The organism is Luteibaculum oceani (assembly GCF_007995015.1).
Taxonomy (GTDB): Bacteria; Bacteroidota; Bacteroidia; order Flavobacteriales_D; family Luteibaculaceae; genus Luteibaculum; species Luteibaculum oceani.
In genome coordinates, this window is sequence record NZ_VORB01000025.1 from 1 (window position 1) to 1049 (window position 1049).

Below are 1049 nucleotides of genomic sequence, written 5' to 3' on the forward strand. Positions count from 1 at the left end.
TGGTCTGGTAGTGATTTTGGATGGTTCTAGATATGGTGTTGAAGGACTTAAATCCTGACTGAGCCACTTCTTCGTGCCAACGAGCCAACCTTGTAAATGCATAGATTTTACCTCTATTTTCCTTAAAGATATTCTTGAGGGATTGGGATAATTGATATGCTTTATGGATGTCTGGATAACGCTCAAAAAGGAGTTTAGCTCTCAGTTTTTGGCTATCTGTCCATTCTTTCGGGCTTTTGTATAAGGTGTATCTAGACCGTGCTAGGAGCTGCTTTAGGCTGTCGCCATTAGCTAGTATTTCCGGTCGGTAAGCTTTCCTTTGTCTTTTGGCCTTTTCGATGCCTTCATTCTCCTGGTCCAACGCTTCCCACCGGTGTTTAATTCTTAGGTCTTGAACACCTTCTAATGCCAGTTTTTGAACGTGGAACCTATCAGTAACCCTTACTGCGTTTGGGAAGCATTTCTTGGCTATTTGATTCATGCTTCCAGCCATGTCTAATGTAATCTCCTCAACCTTTTTTCTTAGCCTTAGTGGCATTTTTTCAAGTATTGGAATGATAGCTTCGGAACTTGTTCCAGAGACAATAGCTACAATAGATCCTTTCTTGCCCCTGGCTGCTTTATTCGTTAATACCGTGAACAGTTCACCATGAGTTAATGAAGTTTCGTCCAAGGAAAGGTGCTTGCCTATATTTTCGGGATAAAGCAGGTGGGACTTTGCTGTTTTGAGCTGATCCCACTGTTTGTATTCACTTAAATAGTCTTGGTAATACCTTCTCAGCGTTCGACCTTTAACTCCGTAAAACCCTCCAATAGTTTCAAAGCTTTGCGGGTTAGTCTTGACCGATTTCTTTTAAAAAAGCTGCAAATTCTGCAGTCATTCGGGTGCCATTAGCTATTAAATTCCAATTTCGAGAAACAACCATCCCAGAGTCGTGATTCATCCATCTACGCCGTTTGATGTGCAAAAAGGCATGCTGTCCTCGAATAGGAAAGTCTTGAATCGTTATCTCCTGATGAAAACCCTTTGAGCTGAGCTTATTTTTGGC

2 protein-coding genes are annotated in these 1049 nt (G+C 41.7%); both read right to left on the reverse strand.

Annotation, left to right across the window (positions count from 1 at the left end; translation table 11 throughout):
- Positions 1–814, reverse strand: an 814-nt coding sequence (locus FRX97_RS12145; protein WP_449405368.1) for an ISAon1 family transposase, incomplete at its 3' end; no start/stop codon positions are given.
- Positions 815–833: 19 nt separating this feature from the next.
- On the reverse strand, positions 834–1049 hold a 216-nt coding region (locus FRX97_RS12410), incomplete at its 5' end, for an ISAon1 family transposase N-terminal region protein (protein ID WP_449405367.1).